The organism is Ensifer sp. LBL, from assembly GCF_050435225.1.
GTDB lineage: Bacteria > Pseudomonadota > Alphaproteobacteria > Rhizobiales > Rhizobiaceae > Ensifer.
Genome location: NZ_JBNDJY010000008.1, coordinates 1 through 24625, shown reverse-complemented (window position 1 = coordinate 24625; position 24625 = coordinate 1). Strand labels below are relative to the sequence as shown.

Sequence of the window (24625 nt, the reverse complement as noted above, 5' to 3'; positions counted from 1 at the left end):
CGAAACGACCATCGCGCCCTGCCAAACCGCGGCCGGATTACGCCTTCTGGCAATGATGCACGTTGCCGTCGCCGGTCTCGAAGTCGCCGCGCTGTGGCGGCGCAATCGGCTTGAACAGCGTCCGGTCGGGCTTGAGGTCGATGAGCGGCGTACCGTCGAGGCAATCGAGACCGCGCACGAGAAGCCTCGAGCCTTCCACGGCCTCGAGCTTGACGATCGAGGTACCTATCGGGTTCGGCCGAACCGGCGAACGCAGTGAAAATGTTCCGTGCACTTCGCCGTTGCTGGCCGGGCTCTGCAGCACCAGGTCGCGCCGCGAGCGGTCGAGCCAGTAAAGGATTTCCAGTCGCTCGAACGCTTCCACGCCTTTCAGAGCGAGAACCCAGGGTTCGAAGATTTCGATGCGGCAGACCGGGCCGTCATGCCGCCCCTGGCGTGGGGTTTCCATGCGCGACGTCCAGGGCGTGGAAATGCGGCCGATAAAGACGAGACCGGCGTCGGTTGGCGCGGGCGGCGCCACGGCCACCTCGTTCTCACGGATTTCGTTCTGGCGAACCATGGTCTGTTCCTTTCCTTGCAGAGGGGGCGGTGAGGCGCGGAGCACAGAGGCGGGCCTCGCTGCCGTCGATCGAGCCGATCACCACATCGATGTCGTAGAGTTGTTTGAGGGCGGTGGGCGTCAACACGTCCTTGGGCAAGCCGAGCGCGATAAGCTTTGCGGCATGGAGAAGGGCGACGCGGTCCGCGACAAGGAAGGCGTGATCCGGATTGTGCGTCGAAAGCACAACCGAGAGCCCCTGTTCCGCCAGCGCCCGGACATGCGAAAGCACCCGCATCTGGTTACCGTAGTCGAGATTGGCGGTCGGCTCGTCCATGACGAGGATGGCGGGTTCCTGCGTCAGCGCGCGAGCGATCAGCGCCATCTGGCGCTCGCCACCGCTGATCTCTGTATAGGCGCGCAGGGCAAGGTGGGACATGCCAAGGCCGGCAAGCACGTCCAGAGCAATCCGGCGATCGCGGGTGCCAGGCGAGGAGAACGGCGCGAGGTGAGGGGCTCGCCCCATCAAGACAACCTCCAGCACCGTAAAGGGGAAAAGTGCAGCATGCGCTTGCGGCACATAGGCGATCTGCTTGGCGCGCTCACGCCGTGGCCAGGCGGAAAGCGGTCGCCCGTCCAGGAGAATGTCTCCAGCCTTGACTGGCAGGAGACCGAGGACAGTCTTGAACAGCGTCGTCTTGCCGGCGCCGTTGGGGCCGAGCAGGGCCAGAACCTCGCCGGATGCAAGCGACAGGGAGACATTCTCACCCACCGAGCGTTGGCCATAGCCGAAGGCGAGATTCCTGATCTCCAGCGTCATTGCCAGGCCCTCCGGCCGGAGGCGAGCAGCCATAGGAAGAAGGGCGCGCCAACGGCCGCCATCAGAATGCCGAGCGGCACTTCGATAAGCGCTATGCTGCGCGCCAGCATGTCGACAACAAGCAGATAGGCAGCCCCGGCGATCATCGACGCCGGCAGCAGACGGCGGAAGTCCGGGCCGACGAGCATGCGCGCGATATGCGGGATGACGAGGCCGATCCAGCCGATGACGCCGCTGACGGAGACGGCCGCCGCCGTGATCAGCGTCGCCGCCGCGATCAGCAATGCGCGGGTAAGACGCGTGTCGACGCCCAAGGTCTGGGCTTCCTCGTCGCCAAGCGTCATCAGGTTCATGCGCCAGCGAAAAAGCACCAGCGGCACCAGCCCGATCAAAAGCGCCGGCAGGATCGAGACGATGTCGAGACGGGTGATCGCCGTCAGGCTGCCGAGCAGCCAATAGGTGATCGCCGGCAGCTGGTCATAGGGATCGGCAAGGATCTTGATCAGCGATATGCCAGCGCCCACAAGGGCGCCGATGGCAATCCCCGCCAGGACCAAGGTCAGGGCCGGATCGCGTCCCCGGATCGCCAAGCCAACAGCATAGACCGCAGCCACCGCAAGCAACCCGCCGGCAAAGCTGATCGCCTGGATTGCGAGGACCGGCAGCGACAGAAAGATGCCGATGACGGCGCCGAGACTGGCGCCGCCGGAAACGCCGAGAATATCCGGCGAAACGAGCGGATTGCGGAAAAGCCCCTGATAGGTGGCGCCGGCTGCGGCAAGTGCCGCGCCGATCAGCATCGCGCCTGCAACGCGCGGCAGCCGCACATTCCAGAGCACGGTCGAAAGAACGGGATCGCTCGGCTGTCCCGACAGGGCCGCGCGCAGCGCCCCGGCGATCTCCGCAGGGCCGGCATATTTGCCGACCGACATCGACACCAGGGCCAGCAGTAGGAGAGGGCCGACGAGGAGCCAGAGATTGCCCTTGGGCCCGTCGGCCGTCATTTCCGATGTTTCCTGTCTCCGGTTCATTTCGAAGCCGGCACCGCCCCCTTCAGGAGCGTGGCCACTTGTTCTTCCGTCAGGTCAACCTGGTAGAACAGCTTGTAGAAATCGCGGGTTTCGGCCTTCAGATCGCCCTTGAAGCTGTCCGGATAAAACAGCTTCTGCAGCCAGACGACGCCGATCAGTCGGTTGATCGCAGGCGGCGAGTCGAACCAGCCGTAGGGCAGGGACGGCGCAGTGAACACCCGGCCGGTGGTGATTGCCTTCACGTCGGCCCAGAGTGGATCCTTCTTGGCCGAGGCTGCAAACTTGCCGCTTGCGGCGATGATGACGTCCGGGTTCCAGGAGAGGATCTGTTCGAGCGACACCTGGGTCAGGCTGCCCTTGCCGGCCGCCGCCGCAACATTCTCTGCGCCGACGGCCTCGAGGATCTCGACATTGATCGAGCCGGAAAGCCCTGTTTCCAGCCCTTCCGGGCCGCGTCCATAATAGACGCGCGGCCGCTGATCGGCCGGTATCTTGGCAAGGTTGTCGTTCAGGTCCTTGATCCGCTTGTCGGCATAGGTTGCGAGCGTTTCGGCGCGTTCGGTCACGCCAAGCAGCGCGCCGACGTCGCGCAGCGTCTTGCCGCTGTCGGCGAAGCGGCCGTCGATCAGCACGTAGGGAATGCCGGTCTGCGCCTGCACCTTGTCGGCCAGCGAGCGGTAGGTGTCGTTGACGGTACCGACGTCGAGAATGATGTCCGGTTTGGCGGCAAGCACCGCCTCGACATTGGCGCTGCCGCCCTTGCCCGTGAGCTGGCCGTAGGTCGGCAGGTCCCGGACCGACGGCATCAGATATGCCTTTTGCTCCTCCGTCGGCTCCCGTACCCAGCCGGCGAGCTTGTCCGGCGCCAGCACGTAGGTGAGTACCGAGGCCGGCGGGCCGGCAGCAAGCACGCGGGTGATGGTATCGGGAACCTCAACGGTCCGCCCGGCGGCATCGGTGATCGTACGCGCCTCGGCTGCGCCTGAGGCAAGGCCGAGCATGGCGGAAAAGATTATCGCAAGAGATTTCAACATGGAGGCCACGATAGCGAGAGGGATCGGTCGGGCCGCACTATGGCATGCCGTTATATCTCATGGAATATATTGATTGCGCGAATTGCGATGGTGAGCTGCACTCTGATGCATTGAGATACAAATCCGCTCCTGTCGGAAACATCCGCGATACGTCGCGATGGTCCTCTGCCGCACGTGACAAGCGATCTGTGCCTCGGGCATCGATCCCATGCGGAGAGACGATGATGATCCTCTTTGTTGTAGCCTATCTTGCCGGCGTGCTGACGATCGTCAGCCCCTGCATCCTGCCGGTGCTGCCATTCGTGTTTGCCCGCACCGGCCAGCCCTTTTCCACCAGCATTCTTCCGATGCTGCTCGCCAAGATCGTGACCTTTGCGGGTATCGCTTCGCTTGCAGCCCTTGGCGGCAACTGGGCTGTGCAGGCAAACGCCTACGGCCGCTACGCAGCGATCGCGATGCTCGCCGTCTTCGGCGTGACACTGCTCTCGACGCGGGCTGCCGCCCTCGTGACCGGTCCGCTCGTGGAACTCGGCAACCGGCTGTCGCGGAAGGCCGCGACCGGGGAGAAGGGTAGCATCGGCGGCTCGATCCTCCTTGGCGTTGCGACCGGATTGCTCTGGGCGCCGTGCGCCGGGCCGGTGCTCGGCCTGGTGCTAACAGGGGCGGCGCTGAATGGCGCGAACGCGCAGACGACGCTGTTGCTTGTCGCCTATGCGGCCGGTGCAGCGACCTCGCTGGCGCTTGCCGTTCTGGCCGGTGCTCGAGTGTTCGCGGCGATGAAGCGCTTTCTCGGCCTTGGCGACCGCATCCGCCAGGGTCTCGGCGTGGCAGTGCTTGCTGGCGTTGGCGCGATCGCGCTGGGGCTCGACACCGGTCTTTTGGCGCAGCTTTCTTATGCGAGTACGCCGGGCTTAGAACAGTCGATCCTCGATCGCCTGCGCAGCGGTGCATCGCCCGTGAACGTCGCAAGCACGCGCATGACCTTTGCCGCAAAGGATACGCGACAGGCGGCCTATCGCAGCGACCTTCCGGTCGAAGGACAGTTCCCGTCGCTTGACGGTGCAGTTCAGTGGTTGAATTCGAAGCCACTGACGCCGGCCGAGCTTCGCGGCAAGGTCGTGCTTGTCGATTTCTGGACCTATTCCTGCATCAACTGCATCCGCACCATCCCTTACGTTCGGGCCTGGGCTGAGAAGTATCGGGACCAGGGCCTTGTCGTCATCGGCGTGCACGCTCCGGAATTCGCTTTCGAAAAGCAGATCGGCAATGTCGAGAAGGCGGTACGCGATTTCAAGATCACCTATCCGGTGGCGATCGACAACGATTTCGCCATCTGGCGCGCCTTCTCCAACAGCTACTGGCCGGCCCACTACTTCATCGATGCCGAGGGGCAGATCCGCTACACCCATTTCGGCGAAGGCGACTACGAGGGGTCCGAGCGGGTGATCCAGGACCTGCTGGCGGAAGCAGCCGGCAAGAAAAAGGCCGAAGGCGGTCTGGTCAAGCCGGATGCGAAGGGCGCCGAGGCCTCGCCGGACCTGGCACGCCTCGGCTCAGGCGAGACCTATGTCGGCTATGCGCGCGCGGCAAACTTCGTCTCGCCCGAGGGCGTCTCGGCCAATGCAGCGGCACAGTACACGGCCGGCGAACCGGGGCTCAATGAATGGGGGTTGACCGGCAACTGGACGGTCGGCGCCGAAGAGGCGCGGCTCAACGACCCCGGCGGCGGCATCACCTACCGGTTCCGCGCGCGGGACCTGCACCTGGTGCTCGGCACTGGCGCCGGCGGCAAGCCGGTCCGGTTTCAGGTAACTGTGGACGGGGCGCCGCCGGCGGCGGACCATGGAGCGGATATCGATGCTGCCGGCAACGGTACCGTCACGGAGACCCGTCTTTACCAGCTCGTCCGCCAGTCCGGCGAAGCCCGGGAGCGGACCTTCGAAATCCGCTTCCTCGCACCCGGCGCAGAAGCCTTCGTCTTCACCTTTGGATGAGAGCGTGCCGTTGGCGACAGAGACGAACTGCCAGCGCGCAACTGGTTACGCCCGCGATACCTCCAAGAAAATCTCTGGCCGCGAGCACGAGCCTTCGGTGACGAAACGCCACTGCAGACATCAATAACGGAAGGAGCCACCATGCGTATCTTCGCAACAATTTTCGCCATCGCCGTGCTCGCGGCCGCCCCATGCGCCTGGGATAGCGACCCGAGAGAGCCCTCGCTTCTTGCCGCGCTCGTTTCCGGTTCCGGATCCGCAACGGGGGCCGAGCAGACGGCAGGATTGCCGCACGAGGAGCTTGCCGACCCCTTCTTCAACTGATGATAGTATCGCCGTGACGAACGGCCTGAACCTTTGACACCAATCAACCTGGAGGAAAGTGACATGCTGGAGAAAACGAGAGAACGCCAGACGACCGGGGCTCGGACGGTATTCGTCAACGAATTGACCAACGGGATCCTCGATCCGGCCGAGCCGATGCTGGGGCCGGTTGCGGATGGCGGTGTCATCATCGCCAACACGGCGCCGGGATGTTGGGGGCCGATGATCACGCCGGAGATCCGCGGCGGACATGAGGTGACGCGCCCTGTGGCGGTCGCAGGTGCCGAGATCGGCGATGCTATTGCCATTCGAATCCGTTCGCTGATCGTTACGTCCGCGGCGACGGCCTCCGGCAACGACGAGGTGGTGGCCGGCCGCTTCAACGGTGACCCCTTCTGCGCGGCCGTTTGCCCGGGCTGCGGCACGGAATGGCCGCGCACGCGCGTGGAAGGCATCGGCCAGACGGCGATCCGCTGCGAGAACTGCGGCGCAGACGCGACGCCCTTCATCTTCACCAACGGCTACACGATCGCTTTCGACGATGAGCGCCAGGTGGGCCTGACCGTCGGCAAGGCGACCGCCGAAACCTTCGCCACGGATGCGGAACGGCTGCTGGCCCTGCCGGACGGCTCGATCCAGCATCCGATCCTGACCTTCGCGCCGGCGGACCTCGTCGGTGTCGCCACAAGGCTTCGGCCATTCCTCGGCCAACTGGGCACGACGCCTTCGAAGGCGATGCCGGACTCGCACAATGCCGGCGATTTCGGCCAGTTTCTGACCGACGCACCGCATGCCTATTCCCTGACCGCGGACGAGCTCGTCCGGCATAAGACCGACGGCCACATGGACGTGAACACGGTCCGGGAAGGCGCGATCCTGATCTGCCCGGTCAAGGTCCCGGGGGGCGGTATCTATATGGGGGACATGCATGCTCTTCAGGGAGACGGCGAAATTGCCGGCCATACCTGCGATGTCGCCGGCACGGTGACGCTGGAGGTCCATGTCATCAAGGGGCTCAAGATCGACGGGCCGATCCTCCTGCCGGTGCTGGACGATGTACCGTTCCTTGCGCGTCCGCTGAACGCGGCGGAACGCACGCGGGTGGCGGCACTTGCTCGCAAGCACGGTGTCCGAGAGGTCGAGGCCGACGCTCCGGTCACCTTCATCGGCACGGGCGCGAACCTCAATGATGCGACCACGAATGGGCTGGAACGGGCGGCAGACCTGCTCGGCCTCAGCGTTCCCGAAGTGATGAACCGGGCGACGATCGCAGGCGCAATCGAGATCGGCCGCCATCCAGGCGTCGCGCGGGTGACGTTCCGCGCGCCCCTCAGCCTGCTCGACGGAAAGGGCATCGGCGCGTTCGCGCGCAGCCTCTACAATCTCTGAGCCTCTCGTATTTTCAGGGAGTTGCTTGCAGACGAGTGCGGGGTCGACGTCATGTCGGCCCCGTTTTCGTTTTCTGACGCTTCGGCGCAGCGGCAGAAACCCCCAGGGCATTTCGTATCGGTTTGCCGCCGTCCACGGCCGTTCAAACATTGCGATACACAGACGCCGCTTCCGAACACATCGGGGATACACCGCACACGCACGGTCACGGCGAAGTTTGGTTCGCGTCCGCTCAGGCGCATGTCCCGAAAAGACGGAATTACGACATTTGAGACGAAGTCTTTCGGCCGTACCATCGAGGCTCCAACCCAAGGAAAGGAGCTTGAAATGAGCAATTCAAAAGGCACTGCACTGATCACCGGTGCTTCGTCCGGTATCGGCGCGATCTATGCCGACCGTCTGGCGCATCGCGGATATGACCTCATCCTCGTCGCGCGCAACCGCGTACGCCTCGACGATCTCGCCCGCCGGCTGGCGGACGAAACCGGCCGCTCCGTCGAAGTCGTCGCCGCGGACCTCGGCAACAAGGATGATGTCAGGCGGGTCGAGAAGATCCTTCAGGACGATGCGAGCATCACGGTGCTGATCAACAATGCCGGGGTCGGCGCGACCGCGCCGCTGCTTGCCTCCGATGTCGACAAGATGGACGAGATGATTACGCTCAACGTCAGCGCGCTGACGCGGCTGACCTATGCGGCGGCGCCCGGATTTGCCGCGCGCGATGCCGGCACGATCATCAACATCGCCTCGATCGTCGGCGTGGCGCCGGAAGTTCTGAACGGCGTCTATGGCGGCACCAAAGCCTTCGTGCTGGCCTTCACCCTGTCACTTCAAAAGGAACTTGCCGACAGGAATATCCGCATCCAGGCCGTGTTGCCGGGGGCGACCGCCACAGATTTCTGGGGCATCGCCGGCACGCCGATCGAACACGTGCCGAGCGAGATCGTCATGCGCGCCGAAGACATGGTGGACGCTGCACTTGCCGGCCTCGACCAGGGCGAAGTGATCACCATCCCGGCGCTGCCGGACGCCGCTGACTGGGCAGCCTATGAGGCGGCCCGCCAGAAGCTGATGCCGAACCTTTCCAGAAAAACACCGGCCGCTCGCTACCGTATCGGCAGCTAGCGCCGGTTCACCTTCCGGGGACCTCCCAACCCGGACTTTCGAGGCGGTTCTTCGCCTCGCCAATCGAACCAGGAGAATGTTGATGTTCAGACATTCTATGCCCATTGTCCAAAACCGCCGACTGGCCGCATTGGCACTGTCGGGGGCGATCGCGATCCTGCTTCCTCCGCTCGCCGCTCAGGCGGCGGGCGTGTCTGCCGACGGCGGCGTCGAAATCGCCTCGGCTGCCAAGCCGGCCGCGGACGAATCCATCCGGCCCTTCCAGTTCCATGCCAGCGATGCCGCGCTTGCCGACCTCAAGCAACGCATCGCGGCGACCAAGTGGCCGGACCGGGAGCTTGTGACCGATGGCACCCAGGGCGTTCAGCTCGCCACCATGCAGCAGCTCGCGGACTATTGGGCGACCACATACGATTGGCGCCGGGTGGAGAAGACACTCAACGATCTGCCGCAATTCGTGACCAACATCGACGGCGTCGACATCCACTTCATTCACGTGCGCTCCAAGCATAGGAATGCGATGCCGCTCATCGTCACCCACGGCTGGCCGGGCTCGATTATCGAGCAGTTGAAGATCATCGACCCCCTGACCAATCCGACCGCCCACGGTGGCACGGAAGCCGATGCTTTCGACGTCGTCATCCCCTCGCTTCCCGGCTACGGCTTCTCCGGCAAGCCGACCGAGCGCGGATGGGATCCGGTCCGGATCGCGCGCGCCTGGGCGGTGCTGATGCAGCGCCTCGGATATACCCATTACGTCGCGCAGGGTGGCGACTGGGGCGATGCCGTTACCGAGCAGATGGCCCTGCAGCAGCCGGCGGGCTTGCTCGGGATCCACACCAACATGCCGGCGACCGTGCCAGCCGAAATCCAGAGGGGCCTGGATGCCGGCCAGCCGGCACCAGCGAGCCTTTCGGCCGACGAGCGCCGCGCCTATGAGCAGCTCGACTTCTTCTACCGCAACGGGCTTTCCTATGCGCAGGAGATGAGCAAACGGCCGCAAACACTTTATGCGATTGAGGATTCGCCGATCGGGCTCGCGAGCTGGATGCTCGACCATGACGCCCGCAGCTACGAGCTGATCGCCCGCGTCTTCGATGGCAAGCCGGAAGGGCTGACGCGCGATGACGTGCTCGACAATGTCACGCTCTACTGGCTGACCAATTCGGCCGTGTCGTCGGCGCGGCTCTATTGGGAAAACAAACTTGCCTTCTTCCAGCCGAAGGGCATCCAGATTCCGGTGGCCGTTAGCGCGTTCCCGGACGAGCTTTATCAGGCGCCGAAGTCCTGGGCAGAAAAGGCATTCCCCAAGCTCATCCATTATAATCGCCTGGCCAAGGGCGGACACTTTGCAGCCTGGGAACAGCCGGCGGCCCTGGTCGATGAGTTGAGGGCTTCGTTCAAGTCACTGCGTCAACCGAGTTGACAGTAGGAGGCGCGCGAACGCGCGCCTTTCCACCATAACCCCTGTTTTCGTTTATTGGAGACGTGTCATGGCAAATGCAGACAATCACAGCAGGGCGCCTTCGGTCGACCTGAAGTTCGAGGTCGCGGTCATCCCGGTATCGGACGTCGATCGCGCCAAGAATTTCTACGGTCGCCTCGGTTGGCGACTGGATGCGGACTTTCCCGTTGGCGATGCGTTTCGCGTCGTGCAGTTCACGCCCCCGGGTTCGCCGGCATCGATCCACTTCGGCACCGGGCTGACTTCGGCCACGCCCGGTTCGGCGAGCGGCCTCTATCTGATCGTCTCGGATATCGAAGCCGCACGTGCGGAACTCGTCGAACGGGGCGCCGAGGTCAGCGAGATCTTCCATCGCGAAGGCCCCGGTAAGCCGCCGATCAGCGGCCGCGATCCCTCGCGCCGCAGCTACCGCTCCTATGCCAGCTTCAGCGACCCCGACGGCAACGGCTGGCTGTTGCAGGAGGTGACCGAACGTCTGGCCGGGCGCGTGGATACCGACGTTGCGGACTTTGCCTCCGTCGGTGACCTTGCGGCGGCCCTGCGCCGGGCGGCTGCCGCCCATGGCGAGCACGAGAAGCGAAATGGTGGTGAGCACGACCACAACTGGCCGGATTGGTATGCGGCCTACATGGTGGCCGAACATGCGGGCAAGCCGCTTCCCGAATGAGTCCCGGCCATGACCGTCGCGTTCCCTCTATGGCGCAAATCTGCTATAAGCGGCCATTCCGGACAAGGTCGGACAGAGGTGGTTTGAGATGCACAGGATCGGCTACGTGGTCTTTCCGGGATTTCAGCTCATGGGCTTTGCGGCGGTCACCGCCTTCGAGATCGCCAACCTGACGCTTGGCGAACCGGCCTATGCGATCGAGTTGCTGTCGGAGGCGGGCGGCGAGGTGAAGGCGTCCGCCGGCTTCGGCGTGCTGACGAAAGCCTTCGACGATGCGGTCTATGACACCGTCATGTTCGGCGCGGGCACCGTGATCGAGCCGGTAACGCCGGGGCTTGCCGGCTTCGCGCGCCGTGCCCTGGAGGTCTCGCGACGGGTGGCCGCTCCTTGCACGGGCGCCTTCATCCTCGCCGAGTCCGGACTGCTCGACGGCCGCCGCGCCACCACCCATTGGGTGTTCGCCCGCCAGCTGCGCGAGCGCTTTCCCGAGGTCAAGGTAGAAGAGGATCGTATCTTCATCGTCGATGGCAGCGTGTGGACCTCGGCCGGGATGACGGCCAGCATCGATCTGGCGCTGGCGATGATCGAGAAGGACCATGGCGAGGATGTCGCCCGTCAGGTGGCGCGCAAGCTCGTCGTCTATCACCGGCGTGCCGGTGGCCAGTCGCAGTTTTCCGCGCTGCTGGAACTCGATCCGAAATCGGATCGCATTCAAAAGTCGGTCAATTACGCCAAGGCCAACCTCCGCAACGTCCTGTCGGTAGACGAACTCGCCGACGCCGCCGGCCTGAGTGCGCGCCAGTTCAGCCGCGCGTTCCGCTCCGAGACCGGACAGTCGCCGGCCAAGGCGGTCGAGCATCTGCGTGTCGAAGCGGCGCGCCTCTTGATGGAGCAGGGACGTCACTCCATGGACGTGATCGCCGAACAGACTGGTTTTGCCGATAGCGATCGCATGCGTCGAGCCTTCCTGCGCACGCTCGGTCAGCCGCCCCAGACGATCCGGCGCAATGCGCGCGAAGGCGTTGTCTGACGGTAGTGACCTGCCTCGAAAAGCGATTGTATCGCCGTGTATCCGGTCCCTGCCATTTCTACACGTGCTTTCAATAGGGCGCCGCCAGGCACACGCTCCGGATACACCATCACTTCATTCCTGATGCCAGTTCAGTTCACCGGAGGGTAGTCAATGTCGGACGAAATCAACCACCCGCGCCGCCGTTTCATCGGCGCAATCGCACTCTCGCTGGCGGCAACGCAGTTCGTTTCGGCCGGCGCGGTCAGAGCGCAAGCGGGAGCCGGTGAGGCGCCGCGCCTGCCGGCCGTCGCCCCGGGCACGAACAAGTCCTTCCCCGTCCTCAAGCAGATCGATGCCGGCGTACTCAACGTCGGCTACGCCGAACTTGGCGCCAGCGACGCTCCGGTCGTCATACTGCTGCACGGCTGGCCCTATGACATTCACACCTATGTGGACGTGGCGCCAGTGCTCGCCAATGCCGGCTACCGTGTCATCGTTCCCTATCTGCGCGGCTACGGTACGACCCGGTTCCTCTCTGCCGACACTCCGAGGAACGGCCAGCAGGCTGTGATCGCGACGGATATCATTGCCCTGATGGACGCGCTCAAGATCGAAAAGGCGGTCATCGGCGGCTGCGACTGGGGCGCGCGAACCGCCAACATCGTCGCGGCCCTGTGGCCCGAGCGCTGCAAGGCGCTGGTCTCCGTCAGCGGCTATCTCATCGGTAGCCAGGAGGTGAACAGGAAGCCGCTTTCGCCGCAGGGCGAGCTTGCATGGTGGTATCAGTTCTACTTCGCCACCGAGCGGGGCTATGAGGGTTACAAGCAGAACCGCAAGGAGTTCGCCCGGCTGATCTGGAAGCTTGCCTCGCCCAAGTGGAACTTCGACGACGCCACTTTCGACAGGAGCGCCGAGGCGCTTGAAAACCCCGATCATGTCGATATCTCGATCCACAACTACCGTTGGCGGCTCAGCCTGGCCGAAGGGGAAGCACAGTACGACGACCTCGAAAAGCGGCTGGCGCAGTTCCCCACCATTGCCGTCCCGACCATCACGCTCGAGGGCGATGCCAATGGCGCGCCGCATCCCGATCCCACCGCCTACGCCAAGCGTTTTTCCGGCAGATACGAGCATCGGCTGATTACCGGCGGAATCGGCCATAACCTGCCGCAGGAGGCGCCACTCGCTTTTGCCGACGCAATTGTCGCCGTCGATCGTTTCTAGTTTTTCTCCCGCGGCTTGCGTGGAGGCGCGGGGTTCCGGTTCGCCGGCCCCGCGCTTTTTTGTGCGCGGTGATCGTGTCGCGACCCGCCGGATGCCACGGGCGACACGGCCGCTTCGTATCAGCGTGTATCCGCGCCGGCCGCTGGGTAGGTTTCCATACATTTCCGGGCCGCCGGTGAAACATCCGAGACACCTTGAAGGCGCCAGATGCGTCTCGACAGCCGCAGGGCAATCGGGCCCGGACGGCAAACCTGTCGAAAGGAAAAAGACCATGAGCGCAGCTGAAAAGGTACTCTACACCGGCAAGACCCACACGACCGGCGGACGCGACGGCGCCGCCCGGAGCGACGACGGACGCCTAGACATGAAGCTTTCCAGCCCCGGCAGTTCCCGCCCGGGGACGAACCCGGAGCAACTCTTTGCCGCAGGGTGGTCTGCCTGTTTCATCGGCGCGATCGGTCTGGCGGCCGGCCAGTCGAAGATAGCACTTCCCGCCGACGTCGCCGTCGATGCCGAAGTGGATCTGCTGAACCGCGACGGCGGCTACTTTCTGAAGGCGCGGCTGAATGTCAGCCTACCGGGGATCGACGCCGACGTTGCGCGACGTCTCGTCGATGCCGCTCACCAGACCTGCCCTTATTCCAAGGCGACGCGCGGGAACATCGACGTGACGATCAATCTCGTCTGATCCGCACTTACCTCTCGTCACCTCCGGAGCGGCGACCATCAGCGTCGCCGCTCTTTTACGTTGGCCATCGGCATGCCCGGGTCTGGCAAGTCTGGTCTTGCGATCTCAATAACGACATTAGAAAAATACGATATATAATTGTTTTATCTCGTATTATATGGCGAGAAATGAAGCTCCCCTCTACTGAGGGCGGATCACCAACTCGCCCAAAAGGCCGCCGCCGTCACGATTGCGCAAGGTCAGAGACGCGTTGATGGAAGCTGCCAACTGCTGGGCGATGGCGAGACCAAGCCCGGTCCCGCCGGTCTCGCGATTGCGGGAATCCTCCAGCCGGACGAAGGGTTTCAGCACGGCGCCCAGTTGATCTTCCGGGATGCCCGGCCCGCGGTCGAGCACGCTGATAACCACCGTATTGTCGGCAAGCCGCCGGGCCTCGATCTCCGCGCTGCCTGCGAATTTGAGCGCGTTGTCGACGAGGTTGGTGAGAATGCGCCTGAGCGCCTGCGGCCGGGTCGTGATCGTGCCGCCATCGATGTCGCTGGCGCTGACGGACTTGCCGGTGTCCTGATAGTCGTAGACGAGGCTTTCAATGAACGAGGCGAGATCGACGCGCGTCGATTTCTCGACGTTACCGTGGGCACTGCGAGCATAGGCGACGCCCTCCTTCACCAGGCTCTCGATCTGGCCGAGGTCTTGGATCAGCTTCTCGCGATCGGCGAAATCTTCGGCCATTTCCGCGCGCAGCTTCATGCGGGTGATCGGTGTCTGCAGGTCGTGGGAAATGGCGGCCAGGATCTGGACGCGCTCTTCGAGATACTGGGCGATGCGGTCGCGCATGGCATTGAACGCGGTCGCCGCATAGGCGACTTCCGTCGGGCCGGTTTCACTGAGCCGCGGCGTGTTGCGGTTCGGGTCGAGTGTGTCGGCCGCGGCAGCGAGGTTGACGAGCGGGCGGACGGCCTGGCGCATGGCAAACCAGCTGCAGAAGAGCAGGAGCGCGAGCTGCGCCAGCAGCACGTAAGGCAGCCAGTCGGCGAGCGGCATGACCCCCTTGGGATAGACATCGATCGTCAGCGGCGAGCCGTCGCTCAATGTCAGATGCGCCTGCACGTGGCGGCGATCGCCGGGGATCGTTTCGACGGTGACCGGATACTTCGGTCCGGTCGCGCGCTGGATGTTGGCGGAGAGTTCCGCGGTGGCCGGATCGACCGACGGGTTGCCGGGCACGCCCGGTCCGAGAATGAAGCCGTAATTGTCGCGGCTGAGGCGATTGAGCCAGGAGGCACGCTCGTCTGCGGGCAGGCGGTCGAGGATCGCGATCGAGGTCGCAATGTCGTTTTCCAGCGTGTTGAACATGACGGACTTGGCCGCCACGTAGCGCTCGAAGAACAGAACGGTGAACGACATCACATGTGCGATGGCAAGGCCCGCCAGCAGGATAACAAAGAGCCGCGCCCTGAGCGTGCGCGGCCATAGTCGAAAGCCCCTATCAGCAGCGTTCGCGGTCATTCGCGCGCCTCCACGATCTCGATCGGCACCGAGAAGACATAGCCTTCGCTGCGCACCGTCTTGATGTAGGCCGGCTCGCGGGCGTCGTCGCCGAGCCGCTGACGGACCCGGCTGACGAGCAGGTCGATCGAGCGGTCGAAGAGATCGGCCTCGCGGCCCTGCGTGAGATTGAGCAGCTGGTCGCGGTTGAGCACGCGCTGGGGGTGGTCGACGAACACCTTCAGCAGCCGATATTCGGCGCCGCTCAGCGCGATCACGGTGCCATCGGCGTCGATCAGGTGCCGCGCCGTCGTATCGAGCTTCCACCGGCCGAAGCGCAGCAACTGCCCGGCCTCCGAAATCTGCAGGTTGGGCGGCAGCATGCGCGCGCGCCGAAGCACGGCCTTGATGCGGGCCAGCAGTTCGCGCGCGGAAAATGGCTTGGAGAGATAGTCGTCCGCACCCATTTCGAGCCCGAGAATGCGGTCCATCTCGTCAGAACGGGCGGTCAGCATGATGATCGGGATCGCCTTGTGCTTGCCGGCGCGCAGTTCGCGGCTGAGCACCAACCCGTCGTCGCCCGGCATCATCACGTCGAGCACGATCAGATCGACGGTGTCGCCCTCGAGGAAGCTGCGCATCTGTCGCCCATCGGCGACGGCGGTCGCGCGCAGGCCGTTCTTCTTCAGGTAGCTCGACACGAGTTCCCGGATCTCTCGGTCGTCGTCGACAATCAGCACATGGTCGATATGCTCCATCGAGCAAACTCCTCAAGTCGGTTGGGTCTTCGCATCGTGCCGTTGCCGCTGGGCGAGGGGCTGCGCCACTTGCTCTGTCCGGTTGATGCTCCGGATATGTCGCCGGTGTGTTCGCAACATCCAGACTTGCAAGCGATTGTAATGCAAGCGTCTGCGGATACATTTCGACACAATTTCACAAAGGAAACCCGCCGCTTGCTGTCAAACGGCGGGTGGCGGGAACTGTGGCTGATCGCGTCAGGCTCCAGCTTCTGCGGCAAGCTGTGCGCGATACTGGGCGGTGGGCAGGCCGCCCCAGCCCCAATTGTCGAGGTCGACTTCCTCGATGACCACATAGGTCGATTCCAGCGGCTTGTTGAGCACGTCGAGTAGCACCTGGCTGACGCCCTTGATGATCTCCGCCTTTTCCTCCGCCGTTACCGCTTGGCGCTCCGGCGTGGTGCCCTCGCGGGTCACCTGAACTGTTACGATCGGCATTGCCGTCTCCTTTCTGGAGCTTGATGGCACCCAAGGTGCCGCGTTTGTTGGGAGAGTTGCGATCCTACCAGCGTCCGGCGTTCTGGCCGCCGTCCACATGCAGGATCTCCCCGGTCACGAAGCCGGCACCCTCCAGGTAAAGAACGGCGTCGACGATATCGCGGATCTCGCCCATGCGGCCGACGGGGTGAAGCGTCGAGAGCGCCGCATGCGTTTCCGGCGGGTGCATCGGCGTCTTGATGATGCCGGGCGAAACCGCGTTGACGCGAACGCCTGACGTTGCGAATTCGATGGCGAGCGCCTGGGTTACCGAATTCAGGCCGCCCTTGGTGATGGAGGCGAGCGCGGCGGGCACGCCAGCAATCGGCTGGTTGACGAGGCTGGTGGTGATGCTGACGATGTGGCCGGAGCCCTGCTTCAGCATCTCGCGGGCGGCGCGCTGGGTAATATGGAAGAAGCCGGCGACATTGACGCTCAAGTTCAGGTCATAGTCTTCCTGGGTGAAATCGGTGAACGGCTTGGCGGTGAAGACGCCGGCATTGTTGACCAGGGTGTCGATGCGGCCGAACCGTTCGAGGCCCTGGCGCACGACGCGCTCGGCGGTCTCGGGATCGCCGATGTCGCCGGCCATGGCGAGGATGCCGGCATCCGCGCTCTGCTGAATCGAGCGCGACGTGGCGATGACGCGGTAGCTGCGATCGCGGTAGGCCTGTACCAGGGCGGCGCCGATACCCTGCGATGCACCGGTGATAATGGCGACCTTCTGTTCGTTGCTCATGGATGTGATCCTTCTTCGATTGCAACGGGCGTTTCGTTCAGCCCGTCCTTCGCCCTCGGCGTTGGTGCAATCAGATTTAGACCCATCCGATGTGAGGGAGAATTGACGAAAATTGGCAGTCAATCAACCGAAATTCGGCATAATCAGCCAAGCGTGCCAGCTTCCATCGCCATGCGTGCGAACTCGGTCCTGAGACGCGGCAAGGCGAAATCCGCGAAGGCGCGAACTTTGGGAACCGACATGCGGCCCTGCGGTGCCAGAAGATGAACCGGCATCGGCGGATGCTCGGCATCGGCCAGCACGATCTTCAGCTGCCCGTCATGAACATGGCGCGCGACATGGTAGGAATAGAGCCGGGTAAGCCCGGTGCCCGCAGCGGCGGAATCGACAGCCGCGCGCACGCTGTTGACGATATAGCGTGGCGTGAACTGCACCGTGCGCGGGATCAGCGAGCCCTCGGCCGGCGTGAAGGCCCAGGAATCGAGGCCGAAGTTGGTAAAGGCGACGATCTGGTGCTTGGCGAGGTCGGCGGGCTCGTCGATGCGCGGATGGCTGGCGAGATAGCGGGGAGAGGCGACAACGACGCGCCTTATATCCCCGCCGATGCGTGTCGAGATCAGCGAAGAATCCGCGAGATGGCCGATGCGCAACGCGATATCGACGCCTTCGTCGACAAGGTTCACGAAGCGGTCGAGCAGCAGCAGCCGGGCCGAAACCGCCGGGTAGAGATTGAGGAAGTCGTCGAGGATCGGGCGCAGGATCTCTTCGCCGAGGATCGGCGGTGCAGAGATCGTGACCGTGCCGCGCGGGGCCGCGCGCTCGCCGCCTGCGAGCATGTCGGCCTCTTCGAGATCGACCAGCACTCGGCGGCACGCGGCGGCATAGCGTTGGCCGGCTTCACTGAGTTTCAGCGAGCGGGTCGTCCGGTGCAGCAGTTCGACACCGACATGGGCTTCGAGCAGGTTCAGCGCGCGGCTGACGGCTGTCGGCGAGCGCTTGAGCTTGCGGGCCGCACCCGCAAGGCTGCCTTCGTCAATCGCCGTGACGAAGACCTTCATCGCATCGATACGATCCATTGTGCCGACTTTCGCAAGGATGGCTGCTGATGAGTAAGAATTCACCGGCAAAACGGCGGAAGTAAAGGGCCGATAGTACTGCACCGGCGAGCGCTGCACCTTCTGCGTTACGCCGGAAAGAGGCGGGTGATCAAATCGGACGCTGAGCCCTGCCAAAGCTCGCCCTTCCCGGTGCCTGACCATAAGGACAGAAAGTCTGGCGAACCCTTGGCCGTGGACGCTGCCCTGATGTCTCGCGTGAACTTGTTCTGGGCCGGAAAGGGCATGACGGCGGAGGCATCCACCTCGTTCATGAAACGGTTTTCGACGCCACGCGCAAACCGACCGGAGAAGGCGCGCGTCGTTCGCGTCTTCCGCTCCGCGCCCTCTAGCGCTGCGCGATAGGGCGCCGATGTCCCAGCTTCGGCGGTCGCGAGGAAGGCCGTACCCGTCTGCACGGCGCTGGCGCCTCTCGCGAGAACGGCTTGGATATCGGAACCGGTCATGATCCCACCCGCGGCGATGAGCGGGACCTTGGTCTTTTTGAGGCTTCGGGCGAGCAGGTCGTCGATACCGATTTCGCTATCCTCGGCGGACGGATCGAAGATGCCCCGATGCCCGCCGGCCTCGTATCCCTGCAGCGTAATGGCATCGACGCCGCTCTCTTCGAGCGCCAGGGCTTCCTCGGGCGTCGTTGCCGTGCCGATGATCAACATTCCGGCGTCACGAGCAGCGCGCATGTGCTCGGCAGGCAGGACGCCGAAGACGAAGCTCAGCGCCGCAGGCTTTGCCCGCAGCACTGCCTCGAACTGATGGTCGAAGTCCTCTTCGTAGGGCGCTGCAAAGTCCGGCGTCGGCAGGCCGAGTTCGGCGCGGTACCCCGCCGTTGCGCGCACGGCGCGCTCGAGGGCCGCGGCGTCGACCTTCGGCTGCGGATGCTGGATGAAGAGGTTGATGGCGAACGGACGATCCGTGCGGGCGCGCACGGTCTGGACGAAATCTGCGATTGCCGCCGGGCTCGAATAGGCCGCACCCACCGAGCCCAGCGCGCCGGCGGCCGAAGAGGCTGCCACCAGCGCAGGCGACGAAGGGCCTCCTGCCATCGGCGCGACGATCAGGGGATGTCTCAGGCCGAGTTTCGAAAGGGTGCCTTGCATAGTGATGTCCTCGCTGCATATTGCCTGCCATCCGGCAGCGCTGCAGAGGTAGGGTGAGAGGCTAGAGACGCAAGGGGAGGCGAGACAGTTCACCCGAATATCTCGGGGGTCGCCTGCGTCAGGTATGGCGGAGGCGACGACGCCCCAGGGGTTGCCGATCGCTTGCCGACGGTTGCGGGGCGGGCCATTGACTGGCACTCTTGCTGCGTGACGAGACGTTTCTAAGAGGCCTACGATGTCGCAACGGACGGATAAGCAAGAGGTACTTCCGAGCCTTGTCGAGCACTACCGGCCGGTCCAGCTGAAGGCCGTTCTTGCGGTTCGCGCGATAAAGCACCGCGAGCCTCCGCCGCCGCCACCGGAGGAGCGCCACTACGGATCGCAATTGCCGGAGGGATTTCACCTGCCGCAATCTGTCTACGACGACTGAGCGCCGGCTCCGCCGTCAGCTCGTTGCCAGCGTCCAGGCCATGCCGGCGAGCGCGCAGGCAAGCAGCGTCGTTATCACCGACACATTGAAGCGGAAGATCGCCACGCCGGCCGCAAGCGTCAGCAGCAGCGACGGCAGCACCAGCGACCCTAGAACTGGAACATCGAGCGCCAATGGCCCGGGCGTCCAGGGGGCGACTTCGGCAAACAGCGTGTGCAGGCCGAACCAGACCGCAAGATTGAGGATGACCCCGACGACGGCGGCGGTGATCGCCGACATGGCGCCGGTCAGCGCCACGTTGTTGCGCAGCCGCTCGATGAAGGGCGCGCCGAGAAAGATCCAGAGGAAGCAGGGAACGAAGGTAACCCAGGTCGTCAGCATCGCTCCGAGGGTCGCGGCCGCCATGGGGGACAGCGTGCCGGGATCGCGATAGGCGCCCATGAAGCCGACGAACTGCACCACCATGATCAGCGGCCCGGGCGTCGTCTCGGCCATGCCAAGCCCGTCGAGCATCTCGCCGGGCTTCAGCCAACCGTAGTGCTGCACCGCTTCCTGCGCCACATAGGCAAGTACGGCATAGGCGCCGCCGAAGGTCACCACCGCCATCTGGCTGAAGAAGAGGCCGATCTGGCTGAAGACGTTGCCCGTGCCGAGGATCGCGACCAGCAGCGCCAGCGGCACCAGCCACAGGGCAAGCAGGATGGCGGAGATCCGCAGCGACCAGGCGAGGTTCGGGCGCGCATGCGCGGGAATTTCGTCGCCGAGCGCGGAGTCTTCGTCCATGAGGACGGGACCCGTGCCGGCCTTGTGGCCGCCGCCGATGCGAAAGAACTGCGAGCCGGAACGGGCGCCGACATAGCCAAGTACGCCGGCCGCAAGAATGATGAGCGGGAAGGGGACGCGGAAAACGAAGATTGCGATGAAGGCGGCTGCGGCAATGCCGATCATCACCTTGTTCTTCAGCGCCCGCCCGCCGATGCGGAAGACGGCCTGAACGACGACCGCGAGCACGGCCGCCTTCAGCCCGAAGAAGAGGCCCTCAACGACGGTGACGCTGCCGAAGGCGGCGTAGATGTAGCTCAAGCCGAGGATCGCGAGAAACCCCGGGAGCACGAAGAGGATGCCGGCAACGAGGCCGCCGGCGGTGCGATGCAGGAGCCAGCCGATGTAAACGGCAAGCTGTTGCGCCTCGGGTCCCGGCAGAAGCATGCAGTAGTTGAGCGCGTGCAGGAAACGGTGCTCGCCGATCCAGCGCTTTTCATCGACGAGGATGCGGTGCATGACGGCGATCTGTCCGGCCGGCCCGCCGAAGCTCAGTGCCGCAATCCGTGCCCAGACCCGCACCGCTTCGCCAAAGGAGATGCCGTGGCTTTCCCGTTGCCGCGCCGGTCCCGGCGCGGCCTTGTCTGCGATGTCGGTCATCTTAGGCGTCCTTCTTGGCCGAAGGCCAGTTGTGGGTCTCGTTGGTAGCATCGCGGCACCAGCGATAGAAGGCGTCGTAGAGCAGCATGCCGGCGTCCAGCTGTTCCAGATCATCCGCATACATGCGTGAGAGCCCGAGTGAGGCGGCAAGCAGACCTGACGCTTCCGGCGCGAGGTCGAGGCGGGCGGTATCGGCCGCACGCACGATCATGGCGAGCCGCAACAGAGGGGCGGTGGCAAGCCCGAATTCCTCGACCATGACGTCGAAGGTGCAGCGCTCGCCGCGATGGCTCCAGCGCACGGGCGCGTCGATGTCGAACGGTGTCGCCCCGAAGCGCTCGCCGACCATCTCGACTTCCGACGGCGCCACATAAAGAAAAACGGCATGCGGATCGACGAAGCGCCGGATCAGCCAGGGGCAGGCGATACGGTCGATCTTCGGCCGCGCCCGGGTGACCCAGACGGTCTGCCCTTGGGCGTTCCGTTCCGGTAGTGCCGAAGACGGCACGGCGGGGTTGCCGCCTGCGACCCACGTCTCGAACCCGCCTTCGAGCACATCGGCGGAGATGCCGGCATTGCGCAGCCAGGCGGCAACGCCGTGGCTGAGCTTCTTGCCCTGCTGGCAGATGATGATCGCCGTCGCTTTATCGACGTCGTGCGTCCAGTCCTGCACGCTGCGATAGTCGTGCCTGACGGATCCCGGGACGAGACGTGGATCGGCGTCGAAGTCCTCGTCGACGCGCACGTCGATCAGCGCGGGACAGTTCGGCGTGCCGATGAGGCGAGCGAGTTTTTCCGATGAGATTTCGAGGTATGACGACATGACGCGTCCTCCGGATGAGCGGTTCTGTGGACGCGATGCTTCGGCTGGCGCCTCATGGGGTGATCGCAACCCCATGAGCGAAGTTTGCAGCCGTTGGCCGCAAGCTGTCAAGCTGGGCTTCGGCAGCGACTTAAGGGTATGGCGAGAACGCTTCGCGCTGAGGCGTGATCCCAGGCAAGCTACCGAAGGATTGTTACAGGTCTTTGGCGGCAGATGTCGGTTACCGTCAAGGGAGGCGACCTGAGTGCCGAGGGTTACATTCAGGTCGCGAAGGGCGGCGTTAGGACTATTTGGCGGCCTCCTCGGCTGCGGCCTCGATGACACCGGCAACCTTTTCCGGTTGCGAGGCAAAGACAGCGTGGCTCGCCTTGATTTCGGTCACCTCACTGCCGGCGCGCCTGGCCATGCTTCTCTCCAGGTCAGGGTTGATGGCACGGTCATCGGTCGCGATGATCGACCAGCTTTTCTTGGTGCGCCAGGCGGGGTCGCCGACTTTGGCGGCAAAGACCTCCTTGGCGGCAAGGACTTGCGATCGCGCCGCAAAGGCTGCCTCCGCCGCAGGCAAATCGGCGGCGAAGTCGGCCGGAAACGCCTTTGGGTCGAGATAGAGATACTTGCCGTCGGTGGTTTCCCGCACGCTCATGGCGGCCGCAGGGTTCGATCCGGCGAGCGTTGCAAGGTTTTCGCCCTTGTCGGGCTGAAAGGCGGCGACGTAGACCAGCCCCTCGACCTTGCTATGGTGCCCGGCCTCGGTGATGACCATGCCGCCATAGCTGTGGCCGACGAGCAGGGTGGGGCCGTCCTGCAGATCGAGGATGCGGTTCGTCGCCTCGATGTCGGCTGCGAGCGACGTTAGAGGCTCCTGGACGACGGTCACGTTGAAGCCGCGGCGCTCGAGGATTTCGGAGGCCTGTCGCCAGCCGGAACCGTCGGCGAAAGCGCCGTGAACGATGACGATGTTCTTGATCTCGGCTGCTTGCGCTGCGAAGGCGACGACGCTTGTCGCCAAGGCAAGCGCGATGGTCGGGAGGATGCGGTGGCTCATGCGATCGTTCCTTCTTCTGTTCGTGAGGCAACGATCGCAATCTGTTCAGGCGAGGTATCCCGGATGTGTCGGTCTTCGCAGCAATATGTACCGCATTGTAACGGCTCAAACTCGCCGGCATGGCGAGGGCCGAAGCGCGGTCTTTCGCCATGCATGGCCCAGCAGACGCCGCGCGAAGGGGCGCTACGATTCGACCAGGATCACAAGCGACGACGGTACAACTCCGTCATGGGCCATGGCGTCCGCCGCGGCCTGGCTTTGCATCGCCTGTGAGAGGGCGCCGATATCGGGAACATCCATCATGACGGCTACGCGCGTCGGATCCTTCGGGTCGACGAAGGTCCGGATATTGGTGATGCCGAGCGTGCCGAAGAGTTCCTTGCGTCTCGGCGATGTCAGCCAGTGATCGGCGCCTTTGGTGATGTTGTGATGGGCGATGATGGTCGGCATCGGATCCTCCCTTTTTGTGACGCGAGCACCGAGGTTGTTGCAACTTTCCCGGCGCATCCGCGTTCTCTCAACGGAACGGCCTCAAGGGCCGGCTGTCAATTAGCCCGTCAGAGCTAGGCGCGTTTCTTCTCTGGCCACTTGAAGGAAGAGGCTTATGCCGAAATTCATCACCATCGGATACGGCGATCGCGCCGGCTACGATCGCACGGCGGAAGCGGTGCGCGATGCGGCGCATGCGCATGACGCGCGGCTTCAGGCCGATGGCGTATTGATGGGAATTGCGGGCGCGCCGGTGCAGGTTCGCAATACGGATGCGGCCCGGGTCGAAACCAAGGAGGGGCCGTTCCTGTCATCCCCGTTGCCGGTGGCCGGCTTCGCGGTGATCGAAGCGGCCGATCTCGACGAAGCCATCGCCATGGTATCACAGACGCCCTGCGCCGTTGCCCACGGCGTGGTCGAGGTCTGGCCGCTTGAACTTCCTTAAGGGGCCGCCCAGGAGACCTGCGCGGCGAGCATGGATTCCGCCTCGTCCGCCGTCTGGCGCTGGGGTTCCGTAGCCCCGGCAGGTGCAACCTTCGTTTCCGGTCGGCCCTCCCTGAACAGTTTCCACTTTGTCGGCCGGAATGCGATGCGGCTGTGGTCGCCGGCGGCGGCGCGTTCGGGGGAGAGTTCGATCTCGACATGCGGATGGTTGCGGCCAAGGTCGAGTTCGAGATGGCGGGTGCCGGCAACGCGGCGGCTGGCGGCAACCAGACCGGCGAGACAACCGCCGCAGCCGTCGATCAGCTCGATGTCGTGCGGGCGGAAGTGCAGCTTGGCCGGGCCGTCGGCTTCAGACGGCGCTCTGAGCCCGATCGGCCGGTCCTCGAACCAGATCTCGCCGTTCTGGAGTGTGACCGACAGGCAGTTCGACTGGCCGATGAAGCCGTAGACGAAGGGCGAGACCGGATGGTCGTAGATCTCGTCGGGGGTGCCGACCTGCTCGATCACGCCCTTGCTCATGACGACGACGCGGTCGGCGAGCTCCAGCGCCTCGTCCTGATCATGAGTGACGAAGATGGTGGTGTGGCCGGTGCGGTCGTGAATGTCGCGCAGCCACTTGCGCAGCTCTTTTCTGACCTGCGCATCGAGCGCGCCGAAGGGTTCGTCGAGCAGAAGCACGTTCGGTTCGACCGCCATGGCGCGGGCGAGCGCCACGCGCTGGCGCTGGCCGCCCGAAAGCTGGGCCGGATAGCGCTTGTCGAGACCGGAGAGCTGCACGAGATCGAGCAGGTCGAGCGCGCGCTTGCGGATCTCGGCCGAAGGCGGGCGGCGGTTGGCGGGCCGCACCTTGAGCCCGAAGGCGACGTTGTCGAGCACGGTCATGTGGCGGAACAGGGCATAGTGCTGGAAGACGAAGCCGATGTTGCGCTCCTGCACGGTCTTTTGCGA

At 64.3% G+C, this 24625-nt stretch carries 26 protein-coding genes; 11 read left to right on the top strand and 15 right to left on the bottom strand.

Annotated features, from left to right (window positions below):
• Positions 1–37 precede the first annotated feature (37 nt).
• From tsaA to OKW20_RS27250, 4 genes are read right to left on the bottom strand one after another with little or no spacing between them, the layout of a single operon-like run.
• Positions 38–559, bottom strand: a complete 522-nt coding sequence (tsaA, locus tag OKW20_RS27265) for a tRNA (N6-threonylcarbamoyladenosine(37)-N6)-methyltransferase TrmO (RefSeq protein ID WP_429177229.1) — start codon at positions 557–559, stop codon at positions 38–40.
• Positions 534–1358, bottom strand: a complete 825-nt coding sequence (locus OKW20_RS27260; protein ID WP_429177226.1) for an ABC transporter ATP-binding protein — start codon at positions 1356–1358, stop codon at positions 534–536. The genes tsaA and OKW20_RS27260 overlap by 26 nt, the downstream gene beginning before the upstream one ends.
• On the bottom strand, positions 1355–2362 hold the full coding sequence (locus OKW20_RS27255; RefSeq protein WP_429177224.1) for a FecCD family ABC transporter permease: 1008 nt from the start codon (positions 2360–2362) through the stop codon (positions 1355–1357). Before OKW20_RS27255 ends, OKW20_RS27260 begins: the two co-directional genes overlap by 4 nt.
• A gap of 23 nt (positions 2363–2385) precedes the next feature.
• Complete coding sequence (locus tag OKW20_RS27250) at positions 2386–3423, bottom strand: iron ABC transporter substrate-binding protein (protein WP_429177221.1); 1038 nt, start codon at positions 3421–3423, stop codon at positions 2386–2388.
• A 224-nt stretch (positions 3424–3647) separates the two neighbouring features.
• On the opposite strand from OKW20_RS27250, the gene OKW20_RS27245 reads away from it, so the two are divergent.
• From OKW20_RS27245 to OKW20_RS27205, 9 genes are all read left to right on the top strand, one after another.
• Positions 3648–5417, top strand: a complete 1770-nt coding sequence (locus OKW20_RS27245) for a cytochrome c biogenesis protein DipZ (protein ID WP_429177619.1) — start codon at positions 3648–3650, stop codon at positions 5415–5417.
• 141 nt (positions 5418–5558) lie between these two features.
• On the top strand, positions 5559–5741 hold the full coding sequence (locus OKW20_RS27240) for a hypothetical protein (RefSeq protein ID WP_429177219.1): 183 nt from the start codon (positions 5559–5561) through the stop codon (positions 5739–5741).
• 63 nt (positions 5742–5804) lie between these two features.
• Positions 5805–7130, top strand: coding sequence for an acetamidase/formamidase family protein (locus tag OKW20_RS27235; RefSeq protein WP_429177216.1), 1326 nt, complete (start codon positions 5805–5807; stop codon positions 7128–7130).
• A gap of 327 nt (positions 7131–7457) precedes the next feature.
• Entirely contained in the window at positions 7458–8255 is a 798-nt protein-coding gene (locus OKW20_RS27230; protein ID WP_429177211.1) for an SDR family NAD(P)-dependent oxidoreductase, read from the top strand.
• Positions 8256–8337: 82 nt separating this feature from the next.
• Positions 8338–9681 carry an epoxide hydrolase family protein gene (locus OKW20_RS27225; protein WP_429177208.1) on the top strand — a complete coding sequence of 448 codons (1344 nt, stop codon included), beginning with the start codon at positions 8338–8340 and terminating at the stop codon, positions 9679–9681.
• Between the two features lie 67 nt (positions 9682–9748).
• Positions 9749–10387, top strand: a complete 639-nt coding sequence (locus tag OKW20_RS27220; RefSeq protein ID WP_429177205.1) for a VOC family protein — start codon at positions 9749–9751, stop codon at positions 10385–10387.
• An 88-nt stretch (positions 10388–10475) separates the two neighbouring features.
• Positions 10476–11417 carry a GlxA family transcriptional regulator gene (locus tag OKW20_RS27215; protein WP_429177202.1) on the top strand — a complete coding sequence of 314 codons (942 nt, stop codon included), beginning with the start codon at positions 10476–10478 and terminating at the stop codon, positions 11415–11417.
• Positions 11418–11570: 153 nt separating this feature from the next.
• Positions 11571–12623: an alpha/beta fold hydrolase gene (locus tag OKW20_RS27210; RefSeq protein ID WP_429177199.1), complete on the top strand. Its 1053-nt coding sequence runs from the start codon at positions 11571–11573 to the stop codon at positions 12621–12623.
• A gap of 271 nt (positions 12624–12894) precedes the next feature.
• Positions 12895–13311 (top strand): organic hydroperoxide resistance protein, encoded by a 417-nt coding sequence (locus OKW20_RS27205; protein ID WP_429177196.1) that lies wholly within the window; start codon positions 12895–12897, stop codon positions 13309–13311.
• A gap of 180 nt (positions 13312–13491) precedes the next feature.
• Here OKW20_RS27205 and OKW20_RS27200 read toward each other — a convergent pair whose 3' ends face one another.
• The 6 genes from OKW20_RS27200 to OKW20_RS27175 all read right to left on the bottom strand — a co-directional run bounded on the left by OKW20_RS27200 (position 13492) and on the right by OKW20_RS27175 (position 19024).
• Entirely contained in the window at positions 13492–14820 is a 1329-nt protein-coding gene (locus tag OKW20_RS27200) for a HAMP domain-containing sensor histidine kinase (protein WP_429177194.1), read from the bottom strand.
• Positions 14817–15557 (bottom strand): response regulator, encoded by a 741-nt coding sequence (locus OKW20_RS27195; RefSeq protein ID WP_429177191.1) that lies wholly within the window; start codon positions 15555–15557, stop codon positions 14817–14819. Before OKW20_RS27195 ends, OKW20_RS27200 begins: the two co-directional genes overlap by 4 nt.
• Positions 15558–15794: 237 nt before the next feature.
• Positions 15795–16034, bottom strand: a complete 240-nt coding sequence (locus OKW20_RS27190) for a tautomerase family protein (RefSeq protein ID WP_429177189.1) — start codon at positions 16032–16034, stop codon at positions 15795–15797.
• A 64-nt stretch (positions 16035–16098) separates the two neighbouring features.
• Positions 16099–16812 (bottom strand): SDR family NAD(P)-dependent oxidoreductase, encoded by a 714-nt coding sequence (locus tag OKW20_RS27185; RefSeq protein ID WP_429177186.1) that lies wholly within the window; start codon positions 16810–16812, stop codon positions 16099–16101.
• 143 nt (positions 16813–16955) lie between these two features.
• Entirely contained in the window at positions 16956–17888 is a 933-nt protein-coding gene (locus OKW20_RS27180) for a LysR family transcriptional regulator (protein WP_429177183.1), read from the bottom strand.
• A 107-nt stretch (positions 17889–17995) separates the two neighbouring features.
• Complete coding sequence (locus OKW20_RS27175; protein WP_429177180.1) at positions 17996–19024, bottom strand: NAD(P)H-dependent flavin oxidoreductase; 1029 nt, start codon at positions 19022–19024, stop codon at positions 17996–17998.
• A 235-nt stretch (positions 19025–19259) separates the two neighbouring features.
• On the opposite strand from OKW20_RS27175, the gene OKW20_RS27170 reads away from it, so the two are divergent.
• On the top strand, positions 19260–19454 hold the full coding sequence (locus tag OKW20_RS27170) for a hypothetical protein (protein ID WP_429177178.1): 195 nt from the start codon (positions 19260–19262) through the stop codon (positions 19452–19454).
• 15 nt (positions 19455–19469) lie between these two features.
• Here the strand turns inward: OKW20_RS27170 and chrA are convergent, their stop codons facing one another.
• The 4 genes from chrA to OKW20_RS27150 form a co-directional block, all read right to left on the bottom strand.
• On the bottom strand, positions 19470–20876 hold the full coding sequence (gene chrA / locus OKW20_RS27165) for a chromate efflux transporter (protein WP_429177175.1): 1407 nt from the start codon (positions 20874–20876) through the stop codon (positions 19470–19472).
• 1 nt (position 20877) lies between these two features.
• Positions 20878–21699 (bottom strand): chromate resistance protein ChrB domain-containing protein, encoded by an 822-nt coding sequence (locus tag OKW20_RS27160; protein WP_429177173.1) that lies wholly within the window; start codon positions 21697–21699, stop codon positions 20878–20880.
• A 286-nt stretch (positions 21700–21985) separates the two neighbouring features.
• Positions 21986–22744 (bottom strand): alpha/beta hydrolase, encoded by a 759-nt coding sequence (locus OKW20_RS27155; protein ID WP_429177170.1) that lies wholly within the window; start codon positions 22742–22744, stop codon positions 21986–21988.
• Between the two features lie 183 nt (positions 22745–22927).
• Positions 22928–23194 carry a hypothetical protein gene (locus OKW20_RS27150; protein ID WP_429177167.1) on the bottom strand — a complete coding sequence of 89 codons (267 nt, stop codon included), beginning with the start codon at positions 23192–23194 and terminating at the stop codon, positions 22928–22930.
• A gap of 154 nt (positions 23195–23348) precedes the next feature.
• On the opposite strand from OKW20_RS27150, the gene OKW20_RS27145 reads away from it, so the two are divergent.
• On the top strand, positions 23349–23678 hold the full coding sequence (locus tag OKW20_RS27145) for a YciI family protein (RefSeq protein WP_429177164.1): 330 nt from the start codon (positions 23349–23351) through the stop codon (positions 23676–23678).
• On the opposite strand, the gene OKW20_RS27140 is transcribed toward OKW20_RS27145, so the two are convergent.
• Positions 23675–24625, bottom strand: a 951-nt coding sequence (locus tag OKW20_RS27140) for a sulfate/molybdate ABC transporter ATP-binding protein (protein WP_429177161.1), incomplete at its 5' end; no start/stop codon positions are given. The two genes, OKW20_RS27145 and OKW20_RS27140, sit on opposite strands and share 4 nt — an antisense overlap.

What these genes read in the sequence shown, in the direction of transcription:
- OKW20_RS27150 (WP_429177167.1), bottom strand. Translation starts at nt 23,194, where the DNA reads ATGCCGACCATCATCGCCCATCACAACATCACCAAAGGCGCCGATCAC.
- OKW20_RS27215 (WP_429177202.1), top strand. Translation starts at nt 10,476, where the DNA reads ATGCACAGGATCGGCTACGTGGTCTTTCCGGGATTTCAGCTCATGGGC.
- OKW20_RS27170 (WP_429177178.1), top strand. Translation starts at nt 19,260, where the DNA reads ATGTCGCAACGGACGGATAAGCAAGAGGTACTTCCGAGCCTTGTCGAG.
- OKW20_RS27155 (WP_429177170.1), bottom strand. Translation starts at nt 22,744, where the DNA reads ATGAGCCACCGCATCCTCCCGACCATCGCGCTTGCCTTGGCGACAAGC.
- tsaA (WP_429177229.1), bottom strand. Translation starts at nt 559, where the DNA reads ATGGTTCGCCAGAACGAAATCCGTGAGAACGAGGTGGCCGTGGCGCCG.
- OKW20_RS27230 (WP_429177211.1), top strand. Translation starts at nt 7,458, where the DNA reads ATGAGCAATTCAAAAGGCACTGCACTGATCACCGGTGCTTCGTCCGGT.
- OKW20_RS27185 (WP_429177186.1), bottom strand. Translation starts at nt 16,812, where the DNA reads ATGAGCAACGAACAGAAGGTCGCCATTATCACCGGTGCATCGCAGGGT.
- OKW20_RS27255 (WP_429177224.1), bottom strand. Translation starts at nt 2,362, where the DNA reads ATGACGGCCGACGGGCCCAAGGGCAATCTCTGGCTCCTCGTCGGCCCT.
- OKW20_RS27245 (WP_429177619.1), top strand. Translation starts at nt 3,648, where the DNA reads ATGATCCTCTTTGTTGTAGCCTATCTTGCCGGCGTGCTGACGATCGTC.
- OKW20_RS27190 (WP_429177189.1), bottom strand. Translation starts at nt 16,034, where the DNA reads ATGCCGATCGTAACAGTTCAGGTGACCCGCGAGGGCACCACGCCGGAG.
- OKW20_RS27195 (WP_429177191.1), bottom strand. Translation starts at nt 15,557, where the DNA reads ATGGAGCATATCGACCATGTGCTGATTGTCGACGACGACCGAGAGATC.
- OKW20_RS27200 (WP_429177194.1), bottom strand. Translation starts at nt 14,820, where the DNA reads ATGACCGCGAACGCTGCTGATAGGGGCTTTCGACTATGGCCGCGCACG.
- OKW20_RS27205 (WP_429177196.1), top strand. Translation starts at nt 12,895, where the DNA reads ATGAGCGCAGCTGAAAAGGTACTCTACACCGGCAAGACCCACACGACC.
- OKW20_RS27210 (WP_429177199.1), top strand. Translation starts at nt 11,571, where the DNA reads ATGTCGGACGAAATCAACCACCCGCGCCGCCGTTTCATCGGCGCAATC.
- OKW20_RS27260 (WP_429177226.1), bottom strand. Translation starts at nt 1,358, where the DNA reads ATGACGCTGGAGATCAGGAATCTCGCCTTCGGCTATGGCCAACGCTCG.
- OKW20_RS27160 (WP_429177173.1), bottom strand. Translation starts at nt 21,699, where the DNA reads ATGTCGTCATACCTCGAAATCTCATCGGAAAAACTCGCTCGCCTCATC.
- OKW20_RS27220 (WP_429177205.1), top strand. Translation starts at nt 9,749, where the DNA reads ATGGCAAATGCAGACAATCACAGCAGGGCGCCTTCGGTCGACCTGAAG.
- OKW20_RS27250 (WP_429177221.1), bottom strand. Translation starts at nt 3,423, where the DNA reads ATGTTGAAATCTCTTGCGATAATCTTTTCCGCCATGCTCGGCCTTGCC.
- OKW20_RS27145 (WP_429177164.1), top strand. Translation starts at nt 23,349, where the DNA reads ATGCCGAAATTCATCACCATCGGATACGGCGATCGCGCCGGCTACGAT.
- OKW20_RS27240 (WP_429177219.1), top strand. Translation starts at nt 5,559, where the DNA reads ATGCGTATCTTCGCAACAATTTTCGCCATCGCCGTGCTCGCGGCCGCC.
- OKW20_RS27180 (WP_429177183.1), bottom strand. Translation starts at nt 17,888, where the DNA reads ATGGATCGTATCGATGCGATGAAGGTCTTCGTCACGGCGATTGACGAA.
- OKW20_RS27225 (WP_429177208.1), top strand. Translation starts at nt 8,338, where the DNA reads ATGTTCAGACATTCTATGCCCATTGTCCAAAACCGCCGACTGGCCGCA.
- chrA (WP_429177175.1), bottom strand. Translation starts at nt 20,876, where the DNA reads ATGACCGACATCGCAGACAAGGCCGCGCCGGGACCGGCGCGGCAACGG.
- OKW20_RS27175 (WP_429177180.1), bottom strand. Translation starts at nt 19,024, where the DNA reads ATGCAAGGCACCCTTTCGAAACTCGGCCTGAGACATCCCCTGATCGTC.
- OKW20_RS27235 (WP_429177216.1), top strand. Translation starts at nt 5,805, where the DNA reads ATGCTGGAGAAAACGAGAGAACGCCAGACGACCGGGGCTCGGACGGTA.